This window comes from Streptomyces sp. NPDC005141 (assembly GCF_053599975.1).
The window spans coordinates 106,585-129,015 of the sequence record NZ_JBSFYW010000005.1 but is presented as its reverse complement, the minus strand read 5'-3'; the positions used below and the strand labels follow the sequence as shown (position 1 = coordinate 129,015).

The following is a 22,431-nucleotide window of genomic DNA, read 5'->3' as shown; positions in this document are numbered from 1 at the left end:
GGCCCTCGATTGCTGTCCAGACTGCGGCTCCCAGGAGCACCAACGCCGTGACGAGAAGTAGCACGCCTGCCCACCGATACCAAAAGTGGACTTTGTCGGGCAGCTCCACATTTCGCTGGGCATTCAATTGGCCGCTATGGTCTCGCTCAACCTCAGCGGCAATCCGCTGACACGGCTCCCAGGCAAGCCCGAGGCAGGCTGCGGTACTCAGGGCGCAAATCAGAAAGGCGAGGCGCAACCATGGGGCTTGGTTGAAGATCCCAGCCGCCATATCCCCAGCGCCAAAGATGCCCAGGCCAGCTAGACCTGCACCATAGTACGTAAGGCGCCTGATCTGATACTCGGCTTGGCGTTGCAGCCAGCCCCATGTGTCATTGGACAATTGAACCTACTCGGGACCGTCCGCTTGCGGCGGGGGATGCCAGTAGCTGTTGATGAAATCAGAAAAAATATGAAGGAATCTCTCGGTTTCCTTGGATTTCAGGGGTCGCTCCCCATAGACGATCCGGGAAGTCGCGCTGACGGCTACAAGCTCGATAAATAGTTCAACGGCACGCAGCGGCACATCTTCCTCTCGCCGAAGAGCCAAAATGGCTTCATCGACGGAACGGCTAATCTCTCGCCAAGGCATCTCGATCCCATGGCGAGAGAGACGTTCAGCTGCCGCGATTAGGCCGAACCGCACAGGGTCTTCACCAACATTTCCTCCCCCACCGCCTTTAGAATCCTCCGGTAAAAAATCGCTGCCGGACTCATGCCCCGACCACCACACCATTCTGACTCCCCTGCGCAAAAATTGAAGTACCGATCACATCAGCGGCCTACTCGTCCCATCGAGTACGAACGCTGTCAGCCTCCAACAGGCAGCGCGAGGCCGCTAGCGTTGAGGTCCGAACGGATTAGTCAGGGAGGCGCCAACCGCAACAGGCCTACTCCATTGGACTTCCCGGAAAAAGACGACCTACAGGCCCTCCCTCAAGCCGTGGCCGCCCTTCGGGCCCGCACTCACAAAGTCGATCACATCGTCATCCGTCCCTAGATAGTTTCAAGGCGCAACACCTCCTCAGCGCTAGTACCGGATTCAGTCCTGCTCCGAGGGTTGTCTCAGCAAGCACCGAGCCAACCCTCGTATCAGCTACAGGTGCCTACGACACGTCGCCTTCTTCCTCAAGCGCCTTTGTAATCTTGGGTCTGCTGCACGATCGGGTGACATCTTGACCTCGCCGAGCACCGTGGACGATTTCAGCCGACGACGCTGACCGTAAAGCGACGCGACACAGCCGACGATCGCCGGTTCGGCCAAACGGCGATTCTCCGGACCATTGATGCCTCCGCCCACTCCACTCCTGTGAGGAGCACCCGTATCCATCATCTGGAAGTGGCCTGCGGCTCTCACCGTGCCTCGACTCCGGATCCCTCCCACCGCACTACTGCTACGGTCGCGTCCATGGCGCTCTCGGTCTCCACTGGTGAGGTTGTCGACCTACGCGTGCAGCCGGTTGACGAGGTTCTTGATCGCGTCGAGCGGTCTCTGCAAGTGGGGCTGCTCCCGGACACGATGGTGCGCAAGCGCCGATCCGTGGGTGCCAGAACCGACCGTGAAACCTGGGTGCGGATCGAGCGGCGCCTGCTCGACAAGATCCCCGACCAGGGGTGGAACGGCACTGAAAGCGCCGCGCGTCTGGAAGGCGTCGCCCAGCCCGAATGGCACGGATGTGTGGTCTGGCGGGCTGCGGACGGGCCGGTGATGTGGCGCGCCGACGAAACCGAGCTCCTGCCTGGCGCTCCCGTCCGAAGCGCCATCTTGAGTGAAGCCCCGGAGCTACCGGACGACTGGTGGGCGGCGTTGAACGACTCGTTGGACGCGCTGGCGGCCCAGCGCACGAGGCGGGTCGCCACACCGGACACCGACACCATCACCCAGGCCCTCATCACCGAGTCCATCCGCAGTGTCTTCTCCGGCAATTTCGATACGGCCGTCGAGCGGTGGGCGCCCGCGCACGCGGATCTGAACTGGGCCAACATGACCGCTCCGGCGTTCAGTCTCTTCGACTGGGAAGACTGGGGCAACGCGCCCCTGGGGCTGGACTCCGCCTCTCTGTGGGCGAGTTCCCTTGCTGTCCCAGCTCTGGCCGATCGTGTACGGCACGAGCGCCGGTCCGACTTCGAGAGCCGGGACGGCAAGTTGATGACGTTGTTCGCCTGCTCGAAGATCCTCGGGCCGTACGCGCACCCGGAGGACCCTCGGCTGAAGCCCGCAGAGCGCATGGCCGAGCAGGTCATCAAGGAGCTTCAGGCAGGCTGATCGCGCGAACGATCCCGAAGGAGACTCCGGTACTCCTCGATGCTTCGCTCCTCGACTTCGCCGACCAGGGCGCCGACGAGTTCGCCCAGATGGGCGGGTTCATCGGTGCCCACAGCTACGGAGTCGACCCGCGGGAGGTGATACGCGGCTCTGAAGCCCGCTTGCATGCGGGAGAGCCGGTCGCCGTCCCGGAGAAAGACGCGTGGGTCGATCCTGGCCCACACCGGGGCACTGGTGCTACCCCCGAAGGGGCTCATACCCCACACCTCGCCGTCGCCCAGGTCCCATACCTTGGTGAGGGCATCCGCGGCATCCAGTGTTCTGGCTCCGACCAGCAGGCCGGCACGGATCATGAGGACTGACGGCCTCGGCACGGTCGGGTCGATCAAACTCACCAGTGGTGACGGGTCCCAGGACGCGATGCCCCAGGCGGCGCACTGGCCCTTGGCCATGGCGTCATCGAGGGCAGCGCACGCCTCTGCCAGCACCTCCTGGCCTCGAGCGGTGGCCTCGCGGAGTGAATGTTCCGGGTTGTGCAGGAAGACCAGCTCCGGCTCCCGTCCCAGGTCCCCAGCCGCTTGTTCGACGGCCTCGCGCAGCCGTGCGGGATCCAGGGAATGTTCCGCCCCATCCGGCGCCGAGAAATAGCCGACCTTCGTGGAGACCGTGAACTTCGGCAGCAGGTCGCCGGCTGTCCGCGCCAGTACCTGATGCGAATGGAAGCCGAGGTAGCTGGTGCTGGTGTCGAGCGCCGTGACACCGAGGTCAAGCGCCCCGGTCAGGAGACGGCGTTCGTGACGAGACCGGAGCAACCCGAGGACAACTCGGGGGTCAATAGCGCGCACAGCTCCTCCTTCACCAGGATCTCGGCGACCTCCGTCACTTCGGCCCCGACGACGGCTGCGGCCCGCTCGACCTCGACCGGCCTGCCGCTCAGGAGCAGACGCAGGGCGGGCAGGGCCTTCGCCGCGAGGGTGACCTTCTTCCCCGAGGTCACGACGTCGACGGTCTCTCCGTGTTCCTGGATCCGAGGAGGGAAGTGGGTGGTGCACACCACGGCGTCGAGTGGCCCGAGCACGTCGAGGAACGCCACGTGTCGAGGCAGCGTCGTCTCCTGCTCGTACGCGGCCAGGAAGTCGGCCAAAGAACGTTCACGGGCCAGCTGAGCGGCGGCTTCGGTCAGGGCTTCGCCGCCTGTTCCCTGCCAGCGGTCGAGGTCGTGGCGGAAGATTTCGTGCTCGCGGCACCAGTCGCCCAGCCACGCGAACCAGCTCGCCCCCGTGCGCCTGGTGATGCCGAACGTGACGTGAAGGCTCTTTCCGGACCCGCTGCCGGTCCGTGTCGCCTGGTGCCAGTGGCCCCGGGGGATGTGCATGACGTCGCCGGTCCGCATCAGACCGGACCAGATGATCTCGTCGCTCGGGGTGCTGTTGGGGTCGGCGTCCCGGTACATCGGGACCGCGCGGGAAGTAGCGCGCACCTCCCACTCCTTCTCACCCGCGAGCTGAACGATGACGACATCGTGGTCGTCCCAGTGCAGAGGAAAGCCGGAGGCGTCGTTCGTCGTCAGGTACGCGTTGACCTGGACTCGCTCACGGGACCACCACTGCAGCGCCCGGCAGGCGACCTCCATCGTCGGATCGAAGACGTTGGCCTGGTCCATGATCACCGTCGCGCCTTCTCCCAGGATCCTGCCCAGGCTGCGCATGTTGACCATGGAGATGCTCTGGCCCCGGGGACTGACGCTGTCGGTGTAGTAGATGGCCGGATGAACCTCCTCGCCCTTCTGGAAGCACCGGAACTGCGGGCGGTTCAGGCTCCTGCGCATCGCGATGTCGAGCAGGCGGTTCGGGGTCATGATGCGGGAGACGAGTGCGGGGTCGTCCATGCTCCCGCGTACAAAGTCCTTGCCTAACTCCTCGGCTCCGCTCCATCCGAGCGCTGTCTCGATGGCGCTGATCAACCGATGTTCCATCGTGCGTCCTCCATGCGTTCGACCACTGCTCGGACACAGTGAGGGCCGGCACGGCCGACCGCGCCGGCCCTCACCGCTTGGTACCTACTCGCTGTCGTGCAGGTTGCCGTCGCCACCCGGCCACGGCGCGTCGCCTGAACTACCCTGGTTGTCCGACCGGAGGCTGTCGTACCGGTCGTGGACGGCGGTCAGTTCCTGCACCGCCACCAGGAGGCCCCTCCGGGCCGGAGGCGGTGTCGTGTTCTCTGCCACCTCGTGCTCCTTCCTCTTCGGTTCTCCCGCCGGGGCTCCGACGGGAGGTCGATGGCCGCCCCAGGGCCGTGGGAGAAACGCGTTGCCGTGGGGCGGCGGTCATTGGGCGCGCGATGAGCCGCGGTCCGGCGCCGGATCAGGTCAGCGGTGAATCGGCAGGACGCCTGTGCCCTCGCGCATGTTGATCTCCAGAACGCGCTGGTCCAGTTCGTACAGACACGCACGGCAGGCGTAGAGGGCCGCGTGCATACCGCTCGACCGGACGGGCCCGATCCACGACCTCGACGTCGTCACGGCCGCACCACAGCCAGCACTCACCGCGTGCCTGCCATTGGTGGCGATCCCATAGCACGTAGTCAGTGGGTTCCCTCGTGACGGGGTCGATGTCGCGGCGGGTGGGCCGAAAGACCACATCGGGATCAGGAAGCGGGTTCGCTCGTAATGCGTGCCGTCCCATCACGCGACCGCCAGAGTGAGCGACTCGGGCTCGGCTACGGCCCCGCGCTTCGGCCGGCGCGCGAACAACCTGCGCAGGACGGCGGCTCGGAGGGCAGGCGCCGCCTTGGGGAGCTCGATCTCCGCCCATACGCGCTTGCCGCAGCCGGAGGGCTCCCAGGCAGACCGCGAAGCGAGAAGACCGACCAGCGCGAGACCGCGCCCTCTCTCATCGTCGTCGTGGGCACAACTCATCTGCGGAGCCAAAGGATTGCCGTCAACGACGTCGATCACCAAACTGCCGGGGCGGTGGCCAGCGCGACGGTGACGGGCCCCTCCCCATGGACCACCGCGTTGGTGATGAGTTCGGAAGCGACAAGGCGGATGGCGTCAACCGTCTCGTCGTCCACCGGCACACCCCAGGTACGCACGTTGTCGACGATCTGGCGCCGGGCAAGGGGCACTTCCCTTTCCGTACCCGCAAGGACGAACCGATGGACGAGCGTGGGCATGGCGGACGCCTCCGAAGAGTTGGAGAGCGGCTTTGTCCCCGACGGGGACACGGGGACGAAGCCGCCGATCTGAGGAACCGTTCCTGAAGCGGACGCCCCGCGCGTGCTCCGTTGGACGGCTGACACTCAGTCAATGGCCCCAGTGGGCAAGGCGGAACGTTTCTAGGGGGTTCCTCATGGGGACGCCCTCCCCATACACGGACACACGAAGTAGCCTCCCCACTACGCCGCGAGAGGATGACGGGAGTGATGACGTGCCTGGTGAGCCGCTGGCAGTCCACCCGCTGAGCTTTCTCCGCCACACGCGTGGATGGGGCAAGGCCGAGTTCGCCCGCCTCATGCAAGCGCACGGGAGATCACTCGGAATCCCGCTGGCGACCAACCGGACAACCGTATGGAAGTGGGAGCAGGGGCAGGAGCCCGACGCGGACGCCCAAGGCGTGCTCGCCGACTTGCTGCGCGTCCCGTACGAGCAGGTCCAGGAGGAAGAGTGGCCCCGGTGGCTTCCGGTCTGGGAGATCGCGGGGCTCGCCACTCCGTGGACCGAGGCCGGTACCGTTGAAACGTTGTCCGAACTCGTGGGGAGTGGCCGCATGGACCGCCGGGGCTTTCTCACCATCACCGGCGCCGCCTTGACGGGTCTCGCGGCGAGCTGGGCGGACGCGCCCTCCGCCTTCGCCTCGGCACTCAACGGCGACCAGGTCACGGACACGATGGTCTCGACGATCGAGCAGCGCATCAGCACGCTCCGCACTCTCGACGACCAACTCGGAGGCGCCCGGCTCCTTGAGCAGGCACGCGGCGACCTCGCCTTGGTGACCGGTCTCCTCGGCACCGGCCGGTACACGGACAGGATTCGCGTCCGCCTCTACTCTCTGGCGGCCCGGGTGTCGCACCTGACCGGCTGGATGGCCTACGACGCCGGCCTGCGGTCCGCCGGACAGCACTACTACGTCGGGGCCCTGCGCAGCGCTCGAACTTCCGGCGACGACGCCTTCGGCGCCTTCATCCTCGCGGAGATGGGAGTCCAGGTCTCCGAGGCCGGACGAACCGCCGAGCGGGTCGACCTCATCTCGACCGCCATCGACAACGCGCCTCGAACTCTGTCGCCGTACACCCATTCCTTCCTCTACCTGCACAAGGCTGAGGCACTGTCACGCGACGGCGACCACCGGAACGCCGGAACGGCGCTCAACCGAGCCACGTCCCTCTGGGAGCACGGCTCGGCGGAGGAGAACCCGGACTGGCTCAACTGGTTCGGCGAGGCACAGCTGAAGTCGACCGAGGGCAAGGTCCTGTTGCGTTCCGGGCAGGTGGAGCGCGCGACGAGTTCCCTGGAGACCTCCATGGAGACCGCGGCTCCTCGGGACAAGGCCGTACGGTCCAGCCGCCTCGCGGAGGCACGGCTCGCCGGCGGCGACCTGGAGGGAGCTCTGGATGCCGCGAACTACGGCGCCGGGCTCTTGGAGAGCAGTGTCAGCTCCGTACGAGCTCTGGACCGCATGAAGGAGTTCAACGCTCGACTCGATCCGCGCAAGTCCGTCTCCGCCGTCCGCGAGTTCCGCGAGCGTCTTCAGGCGCTTTCCATCGCGGCCTGACAGCCACCGTCTCGCACTTCGAGCGCCAGCCCGCCCCGCCGGAGTGGTCGATCCAAATGCCAGGATGGACGGCATGACGACGATCGACGGCGAGGTCGAGGCTGGATTCGAACCGGTGCGTGAGGCGTTCGAGGCGAACTTCTCCCAGCACGGGGACATCGGCGCGGCGGTATGCCTGTACCAGCACGGCCGACCGGTGGTGGACCTGTGGGGTGGCATCGCCGATCCGGAAACCGGTCGTCCGTGGACACGAGACACTCTGCAACTGGTCTACTCGGCCACAAAGGGGGCGACCGCGACAGCGGCGCACATGCTGGCCCAGCGCGGCGCGTTGGACCTGGACGCGCCGGTGGCGAAGTACTGGCCGGAGTTCGCGGCGAACGGCAAGGCGGACATCCCGGTGCGCTGGCTCCTGTCCCACCAGGCCGGGTTGATCGCGCTGGACCAACCGGTCCCGCTGGACGAGGCGTTGGCCTGGCACCCGATGGCGGCCGCCCTGGCCGCGCAGCGTCCCCAGTGGACGCCCGGCACTGCGCACGGGTACCACGGTCGAACGTGGGGCTGGCTGGTCGGCGAGGTGATCCGCCGAGTGTCCGGCCGAACGCCGGGCCGCTTCTTCGCCGACGAGATCGCCGCTCCCCTCGGGCTGGACTTCTTCATCGGATTGCCAGCGGATGAACGCGACCGGGTCAGCCGCATGGTGTACCAGCGACCAGCCGTGGACCTCACCACCGTGCCCGCCGAGTCGGTTCCCGAGGAACTCCGCGAACAGGTTGCCGCCTGGCGGGATCCGGAGTCATTCAGCAACAGGGCGTACGCGGTCACCGACCCCGCCGCGATCGACTTCGACTCGCCCAAAGTGCAAGCCGCGGAGCTCCCGGCCTCCAACGGCATCAGCACCGCTCGCGGGCTGGCGCGCATGTACGCCGCACTGATCGGCGAGGTGGACGGTGTGCGTCTGCTTACGCCGGAAACCCTGGAGGCGGCGGCTAAGGAACAGGCCAGCGGGAAGGACCGGGTGATGCTGATCCCTAGCCGATTCAGCTCCGGATACATGCTGTCCACGGAGACCAACCCCATGACCAGCACAAGCGCCTTCGGCCACACCGGTAGAGGGGGTTCACTTGGCTTCGCCGACCCGGAGCACGGCATCGCCTTCGGTTACGCGATGAACCACGTCATCGGGGGCTCCGACGATCTACGTGCGACGTCGCTGATTGAGTCGGTGCGACGTTCACTGGCGCAACTGGCTGAGGTGACCGCTTGGACTCGCTCGGGGCCTCACCCGGCTCGGTGACACCCGGCCACTGCCGAGCTCACGAGATTTCAAGGTCAAGGTAGCTGTCAGTGTCAGGGTGGGACCACGGCAGCCTGTCGTAGTCGCTCACTTGCCGCGCGATGTGGGCCTTGGCTTCTGCAATCAGCTTCTCGACGTCATGGACAACGCCACCGTGAGTTCGACGACGCCCATCATGCACCGTGTCCCACTTGCCCTTCTTGCTCTGGCGGGTCGTCGCCCCCTGCTCTTTGCTACCGAAGCCCTTGAGCTTGCTGTTCCAGACCGGCGTGTATCCGACGCGTGGTGCGTTCTCTCCCAGATCGGCGTGCACGTCAGGCAGCAGGAGGGCTCGGAACCGGAACTCGGCGATCGGTAGCCCGCCCTCCATAATCGACAGGCGGTGGTCCTTGAGCCTGCCATGGAGGGGATAGCGCTCCCGAACTCTCTCCCCAGTAGCGCTGTTACTACGGGCCTGCCCTGCGTAGACGGGGACTTGAAGGCTCGCGAGCGGGAGGTACAGGTCTACGCCCACTCCACGGTAGTACACGGCGTAGAGCCCGGAGCCCTCGAACCTCGGGATCTCGCGCGTCATGGAGACCAGGGGTTGCCGCTCGAAGGACTCACAGATGGTGTTCGCGATCTGCTCGACCCGCGAGCGAGTGACGGCGGTCCGCGTCGGTGGAAGCCCTGCCGAGGATGACCGTCAACGCGTCAGCGGACACAGGGAAAGCGGAAGCGCTCGGCGGACGGACGGGCGTTAAGGGGCGGCGGTGCCTGCCTTTTGCGGAGTGACGCGCCCTGGTGAGGGATACGGCGCGGCGGATACGGTTGAGCACGCTGGTCAGCTCCTATAGCTGATGGCCCGGTCCCCCGACATCGCCCGTCGTGGGGACCGTTTTGCGTACGACCGCCCAGAGGGTGCGGCCGTTTCAGGCTGGTGGCGAGGAGCCCGAACCGATCGGCCTCCGCACCACTTCCAGGACCTCCCGCCATGACTCGGCGGAGAACGATTCCGGCACCTCCGCTTCGACTGACGTGTGTAAGGCGTGCTCCTCCAAGCGCACGGGGAGCCCGAGGGCAGACAGCCGGGCAGCGAGGGCCGCCGCGCTAACTCCCGAAGCCGGCACAGGGCAGCCTCCGTCACCGGCAATCACTTTACGTAAAGCTAGTTAATTAGATTAGAGCTAGTGGACTAGATTTTCCACATGCCTGAGCAGCCGCCCTATCTCCGTATCGCCGACGAACTCCGGCGGCGGATCGCGGAGCACGTATGGGAGCCGGGGGACCGCCTCCCGTCCCGTGCCCAGATCGGCCAGGAATTCGGGGTGGGCGAGAACGTGGTGCGCAGGGCTCAGGAGTTGCTGATCTCCCAAAGAGTGCTGGAGGGACGCGCCGGATCGGGTACGTACGTCGCCGAACCCCGGAAGCGGGTGCGGGTGGTCCGTTCGTCGGCGCGCGAACAGCCCCAAGGGTCCCCGTTCCGCACGGACATGAAGGCGCTGGGCAGACAAGGCGGCTGGGAGAGCCGGACCGACGCCAAGGTACCGGCCCCAGCGGAGATCGCGGCCCGGCTCGGCGTCGCCGAGGGCGAGCTGTGCGTTCGGACGGTGTACGAGTTCCTGGCGGACGGCAGGCCCGTACAGCTGTCGACGAGTTGGGAGCCGTACGACCTCACCGCCGGCACCCTTGTCGTCCTCCCCGAGGGAGGGCCGCACGCCGGGGCGGGCGTCGTGAACCGCATGGCCGCGATCGGTGTCACCGTCAGCCACGCCGTGGAGCAGCCGGAGCCGCGGCAGGCGACCGCCGAAGAGGCGTCACTGCTCGGCATCCAGAAAGCTGCGCTCGTTACGCACATTCGGCGGACGTACTACAGCGACCAAGGGCGGCCCATCGAGACCGCGGACATTGTGGTGCCCGCAGCGCACTGCGAGATCGTCTACGAGATCCCCGTCAATCGTTAGCGAGACGGCTCCGAGCGGGCCATGCGACCTCGGCTCGTATCGTGCACGCATGCGCTGACCCGCCCTACTCCTCCCTCACTCCTTTCTTCTACCGGGGGCAGCGCTCCTACAGGGATGTCGGCCTACCGACCACTCCCCAGCAGAGTTGGTGACCTGCGGTTGTGCCACCGAGCATCGTGGAGCAACGGTGCGCCGACAGCGGGGATATCAGCCCCGTCCACGGACAGTTTGTCGGAGGAGTTATCGCCATGTGACAGGCCAAGGCATTGGTGGTCGATGGTTTGGTCAGGGTTGCCTGATGCCGTAGTCCCCATGCGCGCCACCAACCCAGGTGGGCGCGAGATCGAATGAAAGGGGATCGTGGCGATGATTGTTGCGGATGCTTTGGACGGGGATCGATTAGCGCTCGCGGTGCTGCTGCAGTATCGGATGGCGACGACCGAGCAGATGCACCGGGTGTTGGCGCCTGAGGTACGGATCGAACAGACCCGTCGTCGGTTGGCCAAGTTGCGCGTTGAAGGGCTCGTTGAGCGAATCACGCTGCCGCAGGCTGGACGGCTACGGGCCTGGTTTCCCAGCGAGTTCGGGGTGCGGGTTGCCTTGGAGTGGCCGGAGTTGCGGGGGCGTCGCCCGCCGCGCCTGGTGTCCGATCCCACCGCTGCCCGGCTGCGCGCCGGCCACACCCTGACGGTTACCGAAACGGCGTTGTCCTTCCTTGAGGACTCTCGTCGGTGCGGAGAGGTGTGTGAACCGTTGGATTGGGTGCCCGAGGTCCACCACCCGATCGGCCATGGTGAGGCCGTCATCCCCGATGCAGTCCTGTACTACCGGCGCGCCGACGGGGCGATGTTGCGGGCGTTCGTGGAGATTGACCGAGCCACCATGGGCCCAGAACGCCTGGCGGCCAAGGTCGCCGCCTACGCCCGCCTCTATCGCTATGCGCCCACGCCCGTAACGCGCCGCTACCCCAACGATCAGGAGGCAATGGAAGGGTGGCGTCAGTTCTACCCGGTCTTTCCCCGGGTGCTGTTCGTCCTGCACGGCACTGGCCCCGTCGGCATCGAGAATCGCATACGGGCCCTGCACGCCATCACCGACGACTCAAGGGTGTCCACCTTCCTGCGGGACGTGCCCGTCCTGGCGGCCCCGTTAACTCACCTGCTCGAGCGCAGCCCCTCCGCGCCCGTATGGCGCCCCATCCACGCCCCAGAGCGCAAGCTCGACTGGAGGGGTGCAAGGCGCTCCTAGCCCGACCACGGCCTGCGCAATGCCCCAACCATGGACGCGGAGAAACAGTGCATTGCGCAGGCCCGCAGACTGCGCAGCCGCCCACCACCTGCGCACCGCACGGTCTGTGCACAGTCTGCTTGCGCAGGCGAGCACTCCATTGCGCAGCTGCCAACGCTGCACAACGGTCTGCGCATGGGAGCCAATGGCGCCCAGATGTCTCGCGCGCATAGCCGCCGGGCTGGGTTGGACAGCGCAACCTCGAATGTTCCGGACAGTTCCTTGGCCCGCTTCCAACGTTCGCTGACCAGGCTTTCGTCAGCGACGGGACGCCGAATATCGTCGGTCAGCCACAGCAGCATGCGCAATGGGTTGGCGCGGACGCCCTCGTGGTCGGGGCGACCAGGAGTCTCCCCCTGCTTCGGGGGCCGCCGCGCAAACCCGGAACGCTTTGCGGCGGCCGCAGCTGCGCCTGTGCAACGCGTCCGGGAGCCTGCGCAGTCCGTATAGGCAAGCAACTCAGCACTTTGGGGAGGCGGCCCCTCGGGTCTGCACGCTTGGCGAGGCTGCGCGCAAGACCCACCTGCCGCAGACGACCGGTCTGTCGGCAGCCTCTCCCAACTCGACGCTGGCCGACTCCCGGATGCGTTGCCGCAATGGCTGGAGCACAACAGGGGTGCCCAGCCCCTGTCAAGGACCCCCGGTTGGGCTCATGGTCGGGCCAGCCACGAACGCAACCACCGGCCTGTGTCCACATCGTGACCATGGTCGGGCCTTCACGGTCGGGAGTCTGGTCGGGGTCTGCAGGTACCCAGAGTCGCGAGCACGGATCAGCCGTACGGCGGTGACGATCCCCAAGTGGCTAACGGTTCCCAGATAGCCGACCTGGCGCGACTCACTGAGGAAGCCCTCCAGGGCCCGGGACTCGCCGACGACTCCACGACTCACGTCGACTGGCTGGGCACGCTGCTCAGTCCCCAGGCATCGAGGTCTGGGGCGAGAAGTTCGACGGGGCTCAACAACGAGGAGTACGACGTGCCCTGCCCCACGCGCGGCACCGAGAACTTCATCGTCTTCGGCGAGTGCGGCTTCTTCTCGACCACGGACGTCCATGGAGTCCTCCGCCGCGGCGGGACAAGTACCGTTGCGACCTCGGGCCCCCGCGGCGCTGGACGGGCTGGCCCAAAGGCTCCACTCCCGCGCCCTCGCAGACGGCCAGCCGGACATTGCCCGCAAAGTGACCTGCGTCTTCGGTGACGCGCAATGCGCCGAGTGCGCTGCGGTCTTCAGCGTCGAGGAAGCCATCGTCGCCCAGTGGGGCTGATGAGATCGCAGCCGTCCTCCAGCACGAGCCCTACCGATTGGTGTCATTCCGGGGACAGCTAAGCCCCTGGACAAATTTCCAGGGGCTGGCGTCGTGACAACCGCAGGCGGTTGTCTATGAACAAGGCTTGCTCAAGAACGAGTTCGGACGTTCACGTCGACGAGCAGGCCTCGGCCTCGCTCGGACGGCCGGTGGCCCGGCCTCAGGGTGTGTGGGGTCCGAGGGGCTGGAGCCGGGTGTGCAGGAGGCAGAATTCGTTGCCTTCCGGGTCGGCCAGGACGTGCCAGTTCTCGGTGCCGGTCTGGCCGACGTCGGCGGGTCTGGCGCCGAGAGCGAGCAGCCGTTCCAGCTCGGCGTCCTGGTCGCGGTCGGTGGCGTTGACGTCGATGTGCAGTCGGAGCTTCCCGGTCCGCGGGGCGCTGCTGGGGCTCAGGATGAGGGTGGGCTGCAGGCCGCCGAAGCCGGCGTCGGGCGGCCCGATCTCGATGCTTCCGTCGTCCTCCCGGCCGAGTTCGACGTAGCCGAGGACCTCGCTCCAGAACGCGGCCAGCCGGTCGGGGTCGGCGGCGTCCATGACCAACTCACTGATGCGGCATGCCATGCCGGTCAGTGTACGTAGGCAATCCGAAAGACGATCGTCGGCCGCGCGCTCGAGTCCGACGCCGTATGCGATCGAGGAGGACCGCCCTCGGCCCGGCGACTCCCAGGAGGAGTGCCGGGGTGCCGCGTGAGGCATCGGCTCTCTCGCCGAAGCCGATGGGCGACAGGCCGCAGGCCACGGACGGCTTCGGGAAGCCGTCCGAGACGCCCTCGGTACGCGGCTATCGGACGTCCACGAAGTCGCTGGTGGAGGTCACGGCCGGGGTGGTCGAAGTGCCGGCGAACTTGTAGCGGAAGTAGCCGTCCGCGGACGCGGTGACGGTCGTCTTCAGGGTGCCCGTCGAGGACGACGTGACCGTCTTGACGTCGGTGTACGTGCTGGAGGTCTTCTTGCGGTACTGCAGCGTCACCTTCTGCTGGGTGTAGCCCATGTACTTGTTGGTGTCCCAGTTGGCCCGGGACAGCAGGCCGGTGACCGTGATGGTCCTGCCCTTCTTGACGGGCTCGGGCGAGGCGTTCGTGGTGAGGCGCGAGTAACGCTGCACCTTGAACGTGGTGGCCGCGTCCCGGTGGATGTAGTCGTAGTCATCGGCGGAGACCAGCGTGCCGAGATTCCAGGTGGCCGCCGCGCTGTTGCCGACGAAGCCGGTCGAGGCCTGCGGGTCGAACGTCAGCGTGCCCGTGCAGGTCGAGGTGGTGGCGCTCGCCTTGACGCACGTGATCTCGCCGTCGTCGTACCAGATCTGCGCGTAGTTCGGTTTCGGACCGAAGGCGCTGATGTACGTGGTCTCGGCGATGCCCGAATCGTCCGACGCGGTCACCGAGACCTTGGCGGACACCACCTTGGTGGTACCGACCACGACCGGCTTGCCGCCGTTGACGACGACCTTGTCGATCGTGATGTCGCCTGCGCCGCCGTCCTCCGCCTGGGCGGCGGTGGCACCGATCCCGGTGGTGACCAGCGCGACGCTGGTGCCGAGCAGGGCAAGGCGCGTGGCTGCGCGCATGGTTGTGCGCATGAGTATCCCTCCGCGGGAGTTACTTGATCGATCAGACGGAGCGTACGGCGTTGGCCAACGCTTCACCACGGGGTTGTTTCAGGGCCTGCACGCCTGCCGATGCGGCGGTGAGCGAGGGGCAGGTACGGATGAGGGGCAGGTACGGATGGCGGATGTACGAGCAGGCATCCTGAGGCCCTTTGCAACCGCGGGTCCCGGCGCCGCCTCTTACTGAGAAGATCGAGGCGCGAACCATCAGGGGGAGATCCATGACCGTCATCGTGCTGCTCGGGGTTCTGCTGCTCGTCATCGCGGCATGCGTGTGCGTGGTCCGGGACGCCAGGGGTGGTGGCCCCCGATGGGTCCACATCGTGGCGGTCGTGACGATCACGGTCGGCGAGGTGCTGAGCAGCTCCAGCAAGCGCCGACGCAGCTTCGGTGGCAGTGGTGGCGGTGGTGGCGGCGGCGGTGACGACTGAGCACCGCCTGAGTAGCGCCCGAGGGGTTCTGGATCCTCAGGCAGCTGTCTCCTGGACCACACTTCGCCTTCGCGGGCCGGGTGATCGGTACCCGGTCGTCCTGTCGACCCGTCGACCCGTCGGTCACGACCGGCCCTGGACCGTGCGGTCAGATCCTGGAGGCGTGCTTCTCCTGGTCGACCCGAGCCGTTCCTCCCAGTCGGATCCGCTGCCCCCGGTGGCCGGAGGAGTGGGCCGTCGCGGTGATCGTGGCGGGGTTGCCGAGTGCGTCGCCCATGTCGATGGTGAGCTCTGCGGTGCCCGGTCCGGCCAGATGGGCGGCGAGGCAGGCGCTGCTGTTGGCGTTGGCGATGTCCTCCGGGACGCCGATCGACGGTGCGAACATGCGGGCCGCCAGGGAGCCGGAGGGCGACGGCGTTGAGTAGGCGTACGCACCCAGCAGGCCGAAGCGGTCGCAGGCGTCGCGGAGTCGGTCGAGGTCCGGGGTCAGCGCGGCGAGGGCCGCGCGGTCGGGAACGGGTACCAGGAGCCGTTCCCTGCCGAGCGCGGCCACGCGCACGTCCGAGCCGGACTCGTCCGGCACGAGGCCCAGGGCGGACAGGGCGAGGGCACGTTCGGTCCCGGTCGGTTCGCGCAGGTCGACGGGACCTGGGTCGAAGGCGGCGGCGAAGTGGGTACCCCGCGATTCGGACCAGCCGTCGAAGACGCGTGTCGATGTCCGCAAGGTGGCTCGGCAGGACGCCGGGGCGCCGTTGCGCGACGCGAGGTACGCGAGTGCGGCGACCGTTCCGTGGCCGCAGGCCGGCAGCTCCCCCTCCGCGGTGAAGAATCTCAGGTCCACGGTCGGTCCGCGGATCTCGCCGGGGTGCACGCGGACGAAGACGGCGTGCGACGTACCCGACTCCACCGGCACCCGGCGCCGCTCCGCGTCACTCAGGCTCGACGGCGCCTCCTCCAGCACCACCGCCGTGGGGCTGCCGCCCGAGCCGTCGCGCAGGCAAGCATGCACGAGGGTCACGAGCGGCTCTGTCACTGTTCGCCCCCGGCGTGGCTTGGCCCGGTCGCCCTCCAGCGTAGCGTCGCAGGTTCCCCTCCAGCATGGCGCGACCCGTTCGCCCTGCGCACCATGCTCTGGCCCGTCTTCGCACCCTGCTCCGCAGCGTGGGCACCCTCCTGGAGCGGGAAGGGGCAGCCACCGGGACCTGTGCCGACGGAAGGCACCGGCCCGAGGCTCCAGGTTTCCGAGTTACGGGCTCCGGGCTCCGGGGCTCCAGGTTCCAAGCGCAGAGCGCCGGGCTCCGGGCTCCGGGCGCTACGCGGACGCCCTCTTACGCGGTGCCGTCTTCTTCGTGGTCGTCTTCTTGGCGGTGGTCTTCTTGGCCGACGTCCGGGAGCCGGCCGTGCCGCCGGTCGACTTCGCGGTGGCACCGTCGGTCGTCTTGGCAGTCGTCTTGGCGGCCGTCTTGGCAGTCGTCTTGGCGGTCGACTTCCTCGCCGTCGACTTCTTTGCCGCGGTCTTCTTGGCCGCCGCCTTCTTCGCCGTGGACGTCGACTTCTTCCCGCCGACCTCCTTGGGCGCCGTACGGGCCGATCCGCGGGCGGCGGACTTGCGGGCCGGCAGGTGGGTGAACTCGGCGTCCTCACCGGTCCCGGTGGTCTCCTCGGCCTCCTCGCTCTCCTCGCCCCGCGATTCCTTGGCCGCGCGCACGCTCTTCTCCAGGGCGGCCATCAGGTCCAGCACCTTTCCGCCGGACTTCTCCCCGGAGGGGGCGGCGGGTGCCTCGTGGCCCTCGGCCTTGGCGGTGACGAGTTCCTCGACGGCTTCGCGGTAGTCGTCGTGCAGGTCCGCGAGGTCGACCTCGCCGAGGGTGGCCATCAGGGCGTCGGCCAGGTCGAGTTCCTTGTCGCGGACCGTCACGGCGGCGTCCGGGGCGACCTCGTCCGGGGCCCGGATCTCGTCCGGCCAGAGCAGGCCGTGCATGGCGATGACGTCGTCGACGACACGCAGCATGCCGAGCCGCTCCCGCCCGCGCAGCGCGAACTTCGCCACGGCGACCTTCTGGCTGCGTTTGAGTGCCTCGCGCAGCAGGACGTACGGCTTGGCGGCCGGCACGCCGTTCGCGGACAGGTAGTACGCCGTGTCCATCTGGAGCGGGTCGATCCGGTCCGCCGGGACGAAGGCCACGATCTCGATCGTCCGGGCCGTCGGGATGGGCAGCGAGGCCAGATCCTCGTCCGTGATCGGGATCAGTGTGCCGTCCGCGTCCTCGTAGGCCTTGCCGATCTCCGCGGTCGAGACCTCGCTGTCCTCCAGCTCGCAGACCTTGCGATAGCGGATGCGGCCACCGTCGTCGAGGTGGATCTGGCGGAAGGAGATCGCGTGGCTCTCCGTGGCGTTCACGACCTTGATGGGGATGCTGACCAGGCCGAAGGAGATGGCGCCGTTCCAAATGGATCGCACGTGCAGCACCCTTCCGATCACTTCGAGCCGTTTTCATGCCTTTTCCGTGGGATTCTCATCGTATGACGCCGATCACGGAGGTGGAGGGCAGAAGGCTCGCGCTCACCAACCTGGAGAAGGTCCTCCATCCGGCCACCGGCTTCACCAAGGGTGAGGTGCTGCACTACTACGCCACCGTGGCGGACGTACTGCTCCCCCATCTGCGGGACCGGCCGGTCTCCTTCCTCCGGTATCCCGACGGGCCGGACGGACAGGTCTTCTTCACCAAGAACGTGCCGCCCGGTACGCCCGCCTGGGTCAGAACGGCCGAGGTGCCGCGCACCGAGGGGCCCGCCCGCATGGTCCTCGTCCAGGACCTGGCCTCGCTCATGTGGGCGGCGAACCTCGTGACCGAGTTCCACACGCCGCAGTGGACGATCGGCACACCCGGAATCGCCGACCGGATCGTCTTCGACCTCGATCCGGGGGCGCCGGCGACGGTCGTGGAGTGCTGCGAGGTGGCGCTGTGGCTGCGCGAGCGGCTGGCCGGCGACGGGATCGAGGCGTACGCGAAGTCGTCTGGGTCGAAAGGGCTGCATCTGCTGGCCGCCGTCGCGCCGACCCCCTCCGCCGATGTCAGCGCGTACGCGAAGGAGCTGGCCGTGGAGGCGGAGAAGGCACTGCCCCGGCAGGTCGTGCACCGGATGACGCGGAGCCTGCGGCCCGGGAAGGTGTTCGTCGACTGGAGCCAGAACGCCGGCCGCAAGACGACGGCCACCCCCTACACGCTCAGGGCGCGGGCGGAGCCGACGGTCTCGGCGCCCGTGACGTGGGACGAGGTCGAGGCGTGCGGTACGCCGGAGCGGCTGGTCTTCCGAGCACCGGACATCGCATCCCGCGTGCGGGAGTTCGGCGACCTGCTGGCCCCGCTGTTCGACCCGGACCGCGCGAGCCCGCTGCCCTGAACGCGCCGGTGGAGGGCTCGCGGGGCGTACGCGTCCGGCTCATACCCGCAGCCAGGTGTGCCGGTCCCGGGCCATCGCGTGCAGGGCCTTCACGTCCGCCGGCTTGAGCACCCCGCCGAGCCGGGCGAGGTCCGCGAGGTCGGTGTCCCGCAGGACGCGGACCTCGCGCGGTGGAACCGGTGCGTCGAGGCCGGCGGGTTCGACCACGGCGAGGACGGCGCGGACCTCGGCCGTCAGGGCATGGGACGCGCGGTCGGCGCCCGCGCGGACCCGACGGAGCAGCGGGTGCGGTTCGCGGCGCCCGACCGAGACCATCGGGTCACCGACCCGGACGCGCTGCTTGCGGGCGTACAGCGCGTGGACGCAGAAGAGGCCGGCGGGGCCGATCGCCAGGTGGTGGACGCGGTCGCCGCCCGGGAGCGGGATCGAGTGCAGGGTGTGCCAGCCGCCTCCCTCCAGCCGGTCGAGGGCCGCTCCGACGGCCTGCTCGGCGGCGAGTGCGCGGCGGCGCGGGTCGGGGCGCAGCCGGTACGCAGGGCCCGGGTCGCGGTCGAGGGCGATCAGCAGTGCCTCGCCGGGCCGGTTGGGCGCGAGATCGTCGTCCGGGTGGAGTGCCAGCCGGGCCAGCTCGGCCTGGGTGGGGACGGGCGGCGGCCCGACCGTCACCGGGCCGGTCAGGAACGGGCCCAGCACATCGAGCACGTCCTCGCGCCGGTCCTCGCTGAGCAGGTTGACCCGGGCCGCCTCACGGTCGTACCAGGCGACGTTCCTCCCGTCGGTCAGGCACACGTACAAGCGCTCCTGTCCGTGGCGCCAGGCCGGTATGACGCGCAGTCCGTTCATGCACCATCACCCCATGACCATGGGAACAGGCGGGGTGCTCCAGGGGCAAGAACCCGGTTACCTTTGGGAGCAGTTGGGGGAGTTGGGTGGGAGGCGCCGTTGCGGACTCGCAGGAAGTATCCGGATGTTCCGTCCCCGGACAGCCCGTGGAGTGAGATCGTGCCCGGCCTATGGATGGGCGGCCACGAGTTCGCGGGGCGTTCGGGACAGCTCGAATCCGCCGTCGTACGCGATGAGTTCGACCTGGTCCTGACGCTGCTGCGGCTGCCGGGGCACGGGCCCGACCCGGGGGTCGAGCACCATGTGTGGCCGATTCCGGACGGGCCGCTGGACGGTACGCAGCTCACGGGGGTCATGCGGCTCGCGCGGGCCGCCGACGACGCGCTGGAGGACGGGCGCCAGGTGCTCGTCCGCTGCTATCACGGGTACAACCGCTCGGGGCTGGTCGTCGCGCACGCGCTCGTCCTGGCCGGGCACACCACCGACGACGCCATACGGCTGATCAGGGCGCGGCGGTCGCCCTGGGCGCTGCACAACGAACTCTTCGTGGAGTACCTGCGGGCCGGGCTCACCACGGCACGCCTCCTCGAGGAACTCGCGGAGTAGGAGCGCTCGGGCGCACGGCGACGACCCGGGCGAACAAAGAGGACTTCTGTGTTAATAAGGTGCACGGGGCGACGGCCGGTCGTCCCGAGCCGTGCCCGATGGCCCGGGGCGGGGCCCTCGTGGACGGCCACCGCGCCGACGGCAGCACTTCCTTCGCCGATCTCGTGCGGTAGCGGCGCGGCAGCGCCCGCGGACGGAGCGGCCCGGACACAGGAGCGCAGTGATCCACAGCCGCCTCGCGCGCGGGACGGGCGGACCCCGACGCGCCGTCCTCGGCGCCACCGTCGCCGCCGTGCTGGCGGCGGCCCTGTCGGGCTGCGGCGACTCGGGTGCTCCGCGCGGCGCGGGCGCGACCCCCACCGCCGTCGGCCCGACGAGACTGTGGCCGCAGCTGCCGCCCGCCTCGACGCCCGCGATGGACTACGGCGAGGCGGACACCGAGACCGTCAAGGGCGTCACCGCGCCCGGCGACGACATCCACGAGGTCGATCCGGTGGCCGTGGTGCGCGCCGAGGTCGCCGCCCATCCGGACGACTACAGCGGGCCGCACGCGATGTACGCCCAGACGGTCCAGCAGCTCAAGGACTGCGGGGAGCGGGGCGCGCGGGGCGGGAAGTGCCCGGTCCTCCAGGCGTACTACCGCGACCTCACGGGCGACGGGAAGGACGACATGGTGCTCGGCATCCGGTTCCCCGCCCACCAGTTGGCGGTACGCGTGTACGCGTTCCTGCACCACCGGCTGGTGCAGGTCATGGGCACCTCGGACAGCGTGGTCAGCGTGGAGCTCGCGGGCCGTGACGTGATCATCCGCTCACCCTCGACACTGCCGGGATACGAGTTCCGTACGGTCTGGTCCTGGGACGCGCACCAGAGCGCGATGCTGGCGGCCCGCGACGAGATCCTGCGGGTCGGATCGCCGACACCGCCGGGCTCACCCACCCGGGCACCATCGGCCTCCCGCTCCCCCTCCGTCCCCTCCCGCTCCCCCTCCGCCTCCCCCACGCTCTCCCCGTCCGCGACCGGTTCGTGAGGCGGCTCATGAGACAGCCCCTGCGCCTGCCGAGGTGGACCGCCACCCTGACCTGGAAGGCGACCGCGTTCATCGCGGTGATGTGCTGCGGTCTCGCCGCCCTGCTGGGCGTCCTCGTGCATGTCTCGGTGACCGACCAGACCGTCGGCGAGGCGCGCGGTCGCGCGCTGGACCGGCTCACCGACATCACTGCGGCCTACGAGGCGGGAGACCGGCTGCCGCCCGGCACGGGCGTCGACCCTCCCGGACTGCCCGCGCGGCTGCGGGAGCTGGCGGTGGACGGGAAGCGCGGTTCGATGGTCGGCGACCACGACACGCACCCCACGATGTGGGCGGCCGGGCCCGCCGACGGGGGACGCGCGCTGGCCGTCCAGTACGACTACGCCCAGGGCGCCCACACCATCGACGCGCTGGACCGGGCGATCGTCTGGTCGTCGGCGCTGGCGATCGGCGTGACACTGCTGGTGGGGGCGTTCGCGGTGACACGGGTGACCCATCGGCTGCACGCGACGGCGCGGGTGGCGCGCCGGATCAGCGCGGGCGACCTGGACGCGCGCGTCAACGACCCGCGCGCCCAGGACCCGACTCGTCCGCAGGACGAGGTGGCCGCGGTGGCCGGAGCGCTCGACACGATGGCGTCGTCCTTGCAGGGCAAGCTGCTGAGCGAGCAGCGGTTCACCGCGGACGTGGCGCACGAGCTGCGCACTCCGCTGACCGGGCTGCACGCGGCGGCCGAACTACTCCCGCCGGGGCGGCCGACGGAGCTGGTGCGCGACCGGGTGGCCGCGCTGCGCACCCTCACGGAGGACCTTCTGGAGATCTCCCGTCTGGACGCCCGCAGCGAGCGTCTGGAGCTGGACTCGGAGCCGTTGGTGCCGCTGGCCGAGCGGGTGGTGCGCGCGTCGGGGACCGACACCGCGGTCCGGGTGGTGCGGGGCGCACGGGTCGAGACCGACCGGCGCCGCCTGGAGCGGGTGCTCGGGAATCTGGTGGCCAACGCCCACAAGCACGGCAGGGGGCCGGTGGCCCTGACCCTGGACGGCCCGGTCGTCACCGTGCGGGACCACGGGGACGGCTATCCGGACTACCTCGTGGAGCACGGGCCGCAGCGCTTCCGCACCGAGGGCGGTTCGAAGGGCCACGGCCTCGGCCTGACCATCGCGCTCGGCCAGGCGGAGGTCCTGGGGGCGCGCCTGGCGTTCACCAATGCCCCGGACGGCGGAGCGGTCGCGACGCTGACGCTCCCTCAGGGCGGGCGGGAGGAGCCCGGCGTCTCCGATGGCGGAGTGTGAACTGCGCTCTCCGGCTCCCGATCCTAATGTGGCGATAAGTCAGGTTCACCCCCCTTTCCGGAGGAGCCCCCCATGCCCCTGCGATCCACGTACACGCGAATCGGCATAACGCTCGCCGCCGGCAGCCTCGTCGCCCTCGCCGCGGCCACCCCCGCCCTCGCCGACGGCGAGGGAGACTCCGGAAGCGGCGGCACCCACGAGTGGAGCAACAGCGGCGGAGGCGGCGACGACGGCGGAGGCCAGACATGGAACAGCGGCGGCACCGGCGGCGACGGCCACGAGCAGGGCACCGGTGACGGCGGCACCGGCC

General features: G+C 68.7%; 23 protein-coding genes and 2 pseudogenes. 11 read left to right on the top strand and 14 right to left on the bottom strand.

The window, feature by feature from the left end; genetic code table 11:
* Nucleotides 1-388: 388 nt before the first annotated feature.
* The gene (locus ACWD68_RS06010) at nt 389-775 is read right to left on the bottom strand and encodes a hypothetical protein (RefSeq protein ID WP_451805262.1); all 387 of its coding nucleotides are present in this window, start codon (nt 773-775) and stop codon (nt 389-391) included.
* Nucleotides 776-1,447: 672 nt separating this feature from the next.
* Here ACWD68_RS06010 and ACWD68_RS06005 point away from each other — a divergent pair.
* On the top strand, nt 1,448-2,305 hold the full coding sequence (locus ACWD68_RS06005; RefSeq protein WP_451805261.1) for a hypothetical protein: 858 nt from the start codon (nt 1,448-1,450) through the stop codon (nt 2,303-2,305).
* Here ACWD68_RS06005 and ACWD68_RS06000 read toward each other — a convergent pair.
* From ACWD68_RS06000 to ACWD68_RS05980, 5 genes are all read right to left on the bottom strand, one after another.
* Nucleotides 2,293-3,150, bottom strand: a complete 858-nt coding sequence (locus ACWD68_RS06000; protein ID WP_451805260.1) for an aldo/keto reductase — start codon at nt 3,148-3,150, stop codon at nt 2,293-2,295. The genes ACWD68_RS06005 and ACWD68_RS06000 overlap by 13 nt on opposite strands.
* The gene (locus ACWD68_RS05995; RefSeq protein WP_451805259.1) at nt 3,084-4,280 is read right to left on the bottom strand and encodes a JmjC domain-containing protein; all 1,197 of its coding nucleotides are present in this window, start codon (nt 4,278-4,280) and stop codon (nt 3,084-3,086) included. The genes ACWD68_RS06000 and ACWD68_RS05995 overlap by 67 nt, the downstream gene beginning before the upstream one ends.
* Before the next feature lie 84 nt (nt 4,281-4,364).
* Complete coding sequence (locus ACWD68_RS05990) at nt 4,365-4,532, bottom strand: hypothetical protein (protein ID WP_351295229.1); 168 nt, start codon at nt 4,530-4,532, stop codon at nt 4,365-4,367.
* Between the two features lie 141 nt (nt 4,533-4,673).
* Nucleotides 4,674-4,826 (bottom strand): hypothetical protein, encoded by a 153-nt coding sequence (locus ACWD68_RS05985; protein ID WP_451805258.1) that lies wholly within the window; start codon nt 4,824-4,826, stop codon nt 4,674-4,676.
* A gap of 431 nt (nt 4,827-5,257) precedes the next feature.
* The gene (locus ACWD68_RS05980) at nt 5,258-5,479 is read right to left on the bottom strand and encodes an ATP-binding protein (protein WP_451805257.1); all 222 of its coding nucleotides are present in this window, start codon (nt 5,477-5,479) and stop codon (nt 5,258-5,260) included.
* Between the two features lie 254 nt (nt 5,480-5,733).
* Here ACWD68_RS05980 and ACWD68_RS05975 point away from each other — a divergent pair, with 254 nt between their 5' ends.
* Both ACWD68_RS05975 and ACWD68_RS05970 read left to right on the top strand, forming a co-directional pair.
* Nucleotides 5,734-7,077, top strand: a complete 1,344-nt coding sequence (locus ACWD68_RS05975) for a transcriptional regulator (protein ID WP_445071778.1) — start codon at nt 5,734-5,736, stop codon at nt 7,075-7,077.
* Nucleotides 7,078-7,150: 73 nt separating this feature from the next.
* Nucleotides 7,151-8,374, top strand: coding sequence for a serine hydrolase domain-containing protein (locus ACWD68_RS05970; RefSeq protein ID WP_451805256.1), 1,224 nt, complete (start codon nt 7,151-7,153; stop codon nt 8,372-8,374).
* Between the two features lie 19 nt (nt 8,375-8,393).
* On the opposite strand, the gene ACWD68_RS05965 is transcribed toward ACWD68_RS05970, so the two are convergent.
* Nucleotides 8,394-8,948 (bottom strand): Eco29kI family restriction endonuclease, encoded by a 555-nt coding sequence (locus ACWD68_RS05965; RefSeq protein WP_451805255.1) that lies wholly within the window; start codon nt 8,946-8,948, stop codon nt 8,394-8,396.
* 256 nt (nt 8,949-9,204) lie between these two features.
* A pseudogene (locus tag ACWD68_RS05960) lies at nt 9,205-9,483 on the bottom strand (hypothetical protein).
* 78 nt (nt 9,484-9,561) lie between these two features.
* Here ACWD68_RS05960 and ACWD68_RS05955 point away from each other — a divergent pair.
* Complete coding sequence (locus tag ACWD68_RS05955; RefSeq protein ID WP_451805254.1) at nt 9,562-10,317, top strand: GntR family transcriptional regulator; 756 nt, start codon at nt 9,562-9,564, stop codon at nt 10,315-10,317.
* Nucleotides 10,318-10,683: 366 nt separating this feature from the next.
* Nucleotides 10,684-11,565: a replication-relaxation family protein gene (locus tag ACWD68_RS05950; RefSeq protein WP_451805351.1), complete on the top strand. Its 882-nt coding sequence runs from the start codon at nt 10,684-10,686 to the stop codon at nt 11,563-11,565.
* Nucleotides 11,566-12,488: 923 nt separating this feature from the next.
* On the opposite strand, the gene ACWD68_RS05945 is transcribed toward ACWD68_RS05950, so the two are convergent.
* The 3 genes from ACWD68_RS05945 to ACWD68_RS05935 form a co-directional block, all read right to left on the bottom strand.
* Nucleotides 12,489-12,647, bottom strand: coding sequence for a hypothetical protein (locus ACWD68_RS05945; protein WP_451805253.1), 159 nt, complete (start codon nt 12,645-12,647; stop codon nt 12,489-12,491).
* Nucleotides 12,648-13,070: 423 nt separating this feature from the next.
* Nucleotides 13,071-13,469: a VOC family protein gene (locus tag ACWD68_RS05940; RefSeq protein ID WP_451805252.1), complete on the bottom strand. Its 399-nt coding sequence runs from the start codon at nt 13,467-13,469 to the stop codon at nt 13,071-13,073.
* Nucleotides 13,470-13,689: 220 nt separating this feature from the next.
* On the bottom strand, nt 13,690-14,475 hold the full coding sequence (locus ACWD68_RS05935; RefSeq protein WP_451805251.1) for a calcium-binding protein: 786 nt from the start codon (nt 14,473-14,475) through the stop codon (nt 13,690-13,692).
* A gap of 260 nt (nt 14,476-14,735) precedes the next feature.
* On the opposite strand from ACWD68_RS05935, the gene ACWD68_RS05930 reads away from it, so the two are divergent.
* A complete protein-coding gene (locus ACWD68_RS05930; protein ID WP_451805250.1) occupies nt 14,736-14,945 on the top strand; it encodes a hypothetical protein in 210 nt (69 codons plus the stop codon).
* A gap of 148 nt (nt 14,946-15,093) precedes the next feature.
* On the opposite strand, the gene ACWD68_RS05925 is transcribed toward ACWD68_RS05930, so the two are convergent.
* Complete coding sequence (locus ACWD68_RS05925) at nt 15,094-15,963, bottom strand: PhzF family phenazine biosynthesis protein (RefSeq protein WP_451805249.1); 870 nt, start codon at nt 15,961-15,963, stop codon at nt 15,094-15,096.
* A 294-nt stretch (nt 15,964-16,257) separates the two neighbouring features.
* Nucleotides 16,258-17,406: a non-homologous end joining protein Ku gene (gene ku, locus ACWD68_RS05920; RefSeq protein WP_451805248.1), complete on the bottom strand. Its 1,149-nt coding sequence runs from the start codon at nt 17,404-17,406 to the stop codon at nt 16,258-16,260.
* A gap of 62 nt (nt 17,407-17,468) precedes the next feature.
* On the opposite strand from ku, the gene ligD reads away from it, so the two are divergent.
* On the top strand, nt 17,469-18,350 hold the full coding sequence (ligD, locus tag ACWD68_RS05915; protein ID WP_451805247.1) for a non-homologous end-joining DNA ligase: 882 nt from the start codon (nt 17,469-17,471) through the stop codon (nt 18,348-18,350).
* Between the two features lie 39 nt (nt 18,351-18,389).
* Here the strand turns inward: ligD and ACWD68_RS05910 are convergent, their stop codons facing one another.
* Nucleotides 18,390-19,193 (bottom strand): nuclease-related domain-containing protein, encoded by an 804-nt coding sequence (locus ACWD68_RS05910; protein ID WP_451805246.1) that lies wholly within the window; start codon nt 19,191-19,193, stop codon nt 18,390-18,392.
* 99 nt (nt 19,194-19,292) lie between these two features.
* On the opposite strand from ACWD68_RS05910, the gene ACWD68_RS05905 reads away from it, so the two are divergent.
* The 4 genes and pseudogenes from ACWD68_RS05905 to ACWD68_RS05890 all read left to right on the top strand — a co-directional run.
* Entirely contained in the window at nt 19,293-19,799 is a 507-nt protein-coding gene (locus ACWD68_RS05905) for a protein-tyrosine phosphatase family protein (RefSeq protein ID WP_451805245.1), read from the top strand.
* A 220-nt stretch (nt 19,800-20,019) separates the two neighbouring features.
* Nucleotides 20,020-20,829, top strand: a complete 810-nt coding sequence (locus ACWD68_RS05900) for a hypothetical protein (protein ID WP_451805244.1) — start codon at nt 20,020-20,022, stop codon at nt 20,827-20,829.
* Nucleotides 20,830-20,837: 8 nt separating this feature from the next.
* Complete coding sequence (locus ACWD68_RS05895) at nt 20,838-22,121, top strand: ATP-binding protein (RefSeq protein WP_451805243.1); 1,284 nt, start codon at nt 20,838-20,840, stop codon at nt 22,119-22,121.
* 72 nt (nt 22,122-22,193) lie between these two features.
* Nucleotides 22,194-22,431, top strand: a pseudogene (locus ACWD68_RS05890) (SH3 domain-containing protein); the annotation flags it as partial.